This is a genomic window from Xenorhabdus bharatensis (assembly GCF_037996705.1).
Classification (GTDB): domain Bacteria; phylum Pseudomonadota; class Gammaproteobacteria; order Enterobacterales; family Enterobacteriaceae; genus Xenorhabdus; species Xenorhabdus bharatensis.
In genome coordinates, this window is record NZ_JBBMXG010000045.1 from 1 (window position 1) to 3,564 (window position 3,564).

The window sequence follows — 3,564 nt, forward strand, 5'->3', positions numbered from 1 at the left end:
AAAACCTCGGTTTAGCGGAAGCCAAAACTAAAGCGGACAACGCATTGCCACGCAGTGGGGGCGAAGTTACTGGTGACATCACGATTTCTACTGACAGTGAGATAGCTTGGCGTAGAAATACGGACATGGCTGCAATTGGCTTTAAAAACACAGGAGATGGTGATAACGACTCTTATATGTGGTTTAAAACTGCAGATAACGGTAACGAATATTTCAAATGGCAGCATAGCCTTTCAGGGGGAGGAACCTCTGAGTGGATGAGCCTAAAATCGGATAATCTTCGGGTTAAAGGGCACTCTGTTTACCATGAAGGGAATAAACCTACTGCCGCAGATGTTGGAGCGTATTCTAAAGAAGAAACAGATGTACAGATAAACAAAGTTGATAGCGAATTTAACCAATTTAAAACGAGCATACAGGAATATATTCCTCTTCCTTTAAATCTTTTTAGTAACTCAATGATGCGATCAGTTGAGCCGGAAGGACATCCAACTAACTATACAGCAGTAGGATGTACTATACAGGCTGTGCACCCTTGGACTAAAGGGTTTGAAGGTCCTTACGCAGAAGTAGCTCCTCCTAATGTAGCTCCAGATCCAGACTCGGCAAATGAAAATAATCCGTACTGGTATGGTAGATATTATTTAGGTGCTCGTATGGGGCGTGGTGGTTTAGCTGATGGATGGGGTGGAATAGTCTCAGGTAAGATTTTGAAAATAACATCGACTACTGCATCCTCAGGGCATAAATTTTTTAGAATTCCAGTCGAGACTTATGGAGTGTTTGAACAATTGGGCCTTCGCTTTTGGGTGAAAATAGTCAAAGGTAAATTAGGTATGGGGGTAGATAATGGGTACGAAATTAAATACGATGATGGCACTTCCTATACACCACTAAGTTATGTCATTGAAAAAGCAGATGCAGATGCAGCTCAAGATGGTTGGCTATTTGTCGATAAATTAATCGATATATCTCGAGTAACTACCGTGCAAGGTAATGTTCTAAATTTTGGTTTACCTCATGATGAAGACTGTGAAATTTATGTTGCTCTTCCTTATTTATACGTGCCAATGGCTAATAAGTCTATGACAGTAGCTGCTGGTGAAACGAGTGCATATCCGGTATTTACCCCAGGAAAACAATCATGAAAGTAATAAATAAAATTGATAATAGAATTATTGGTATCTTTAATTCCAGTACTGCTGAAGAAGACGTTAAATTACTAGGTTATAACATAGACGATTGTGAATTTATCAAATCTCAATCAGAATTAGATCGAGATAATCTTTTATATTTAAAATCGACAGATTGGCTTGTGACAAGACACCGTGATCAGTTGAGTTTGGAAATTGAATCTTCGATTACTAACGAAGAGTATAAGTCTCTTTTGATAAAACGCCAAGAAGCAAGAGCATCTATTGTCGATCAGGATGCTTTAAATAAATATTATTTGGTCTTTGGTGAAAAAAATAATAAATACTAAATTCCTTCCTTACGCTAAATAGCTTTCTAAAATGATAGGATAATGCTTGACACCTTGCAGCGCGAGGTGTCAAGCTCTGTTCTATCCTTACTGGCTCACTATTATGAAAAGGTATTCAGATAAAGCCATAAAAGGAATAATCTTACCCCACTACTTTTATAATTTTATTTAAAAATAACTTTTATCTTTTTTTAAAATAAATATAGATCAATGAGATTTTTAATTATCACCTATAATTAAATATGGATGTTAACATGAACATAAAAATTAAACTCCTGCTGTAACCATAGCAGATTTATGCCAACTATTCAAAGAAACTGAATAATATGATTCAAGGGTTTCTCCAAACGTTATTACTAAATAGAGAGATACAGAATGATTTGGCCACCCATCATATAATTCTGTCAATTCTCCTGTTTCACTAATATAATTCCTATACATAACTTTTACACCGGTTGGCAGTAGTCTGTCATCACTACCTGAAATTTTATCAATTCTAAAAGCAGTATGGGTAGCTCCTGTTCTCCTGATTATCGCTTTCATCCAGCCATTCGGAGATGATATTGTTAACTCGACAGGCAAATGATCGTAATAATAAGAGCTGTTAGTACTATATGGTAGTAAAGCAAATGGCAATGGAAAATAAACTGTTTCAGGTAAAGATACAGCTGCTGGAACAGCACTCGAGCTTTCTTGAAAATTAAAATAGGGATATTGATAAACACACGATTCATTTTCTGTCGGCTTCAATGATCCAGTATTCATTTCATAATTAGCAATCTGTTTAACTGAGGTTAGAGCTCGTTCTCGTAGCACAATACCATTAAAATAGCATACTTCAGGTAAATCTTTTCCTACATAAACAGAGATTGTTTTCCATCCTCTTCCGACTAAACATCCCAAATGTACATATTTTCCATATTGATGATTTCTACCAGATTGTACTAAATACCCAGTGGTTTCTTGAATATTACGATTACCCAATGATTTCAATGTAATACGATTTATTGCTTTCTCCCCACGGTTATCATCTGGATATTGAGTAGATGCTGTATAAGAAAGAGATATATTTAATCCTTCGAATAAACCAACTCCATATACATCCATGAATTCAGTATCCATAAAAAACGTATATGAGATTCGATTACCTTCATCCTTCATTGGTCCAGTGGACATATTATTAAGATATGATCCATACGATGTATGCAGACCTGTAGAACGATAGATATAACCAATTCCTTCAGAGCCTCGTCCATTCTGTAAATGGATTTCTCCCTTAACTAGTTTTGGAGATTGTACCCAACCACCGGCCATAATAAAGGCACCGACAGCATTCCCGTATTTGTTATATCCTTGAGTATTAAAATGTACATTATCTGAATAAACACCGTCATAGATCGAATATTGGACAACTGTATCGCTCTCAAAAATAGGACATCCATATATATTAGCTAATGCTCTAATAGCTTGTGTAAAATATTGAGAATGATGATTTACTGAATTAAAGATAATTGGTGTTGTTGTATGCAATACAACCCCACATCCCCAATCAACATAACGCTGAATGAGTTTTTCCATATAGTGTATATACTCGTCAAATGTAGCCAGATGCCCACCGCCAGAATCATTAATTCCTAACATGATATGAGCGACATGGGCATTAGGGTTGTTAGTCCATCTTTCATAGCAAGTTCTGGCAGTATCTCCAGAATAACCTCGATTGATTACATGATGGCTTGCACCAGTATATAAATTTAATATATACATCAGCGCCATTGGGTATGTGACGGGTGCATGCGTTGCTCCATCCCCATTATCAGGTGGAACTATATCCTTGGATTTTGTATCAAATCCAGCGGTCATACTGTCACCAACACAAACGACAGTAACGTCTTTATTGTGTTTAAATTCATTGTAGGCCAATGCTAAATTAATGGCATTACGACGACTGTAATCTGCTGCGGTGGTGGCTGATTTCATCGCGGTTAATTCAGATTGTACGGTGCTGCCATCACTAGTCCCAATAAGAGAGGCACCATGATTGGAAGATAATATTGCCGTTTCCACCAAACCGAGGTTTT

The 3,564-nt window shown here is 36.9% G+C and carries 2 protein-coding genes and 1 pseudogene; 2 read left to right on the plus strand and 1 reads right to left on the minus strand.

All coding sequences use genetic code 11. The features are described from left to right. Both AAC855_RS21030 and AAC855_RS21035 read left to right on the plus strand, forming a co-directional pair. Positions 1-1,148, plus strand: a pseudogene (locus AAC855_RS21030) (hypothetical protein); the annotation flags it as partial. Beyond that, a complete protein-coding gene (locus AAC855_RS21035) occupies positions 1,145-1,483 on the plus strand; it encodes a hypothetical protein (protein WP_340612094.1) in 339 nt (112 codons plus the stop codon). The pseudogene AAC855_RS21030 and the gene AAC855_RS21035, both read left to right, overlap by 4 nt. A 267-nt stretch (positions 1,484-1,750) precedes the next feature. On the opposite strand, the gene AAC855_RS21040 is transcribed toward AAC855_RS21035, so the two are convergent. After that, positions 1,751-3,564: SGNH/GDSL hydrolase family protein (locus AAC855_RS21040; protein WP_340612096.1), on the minus strand; the 1,814-nt coding region annotated here is incomplete at its 5' end.

Coding starts and splice junctions, on each gene's coding strand:
- AAC855_RS21035 (WP_340612094.1), top strand. CDS start 1,145: ATGAAAGTAATAAATAAAATTGATAATAGAATTATTGGTATCTTTAAT.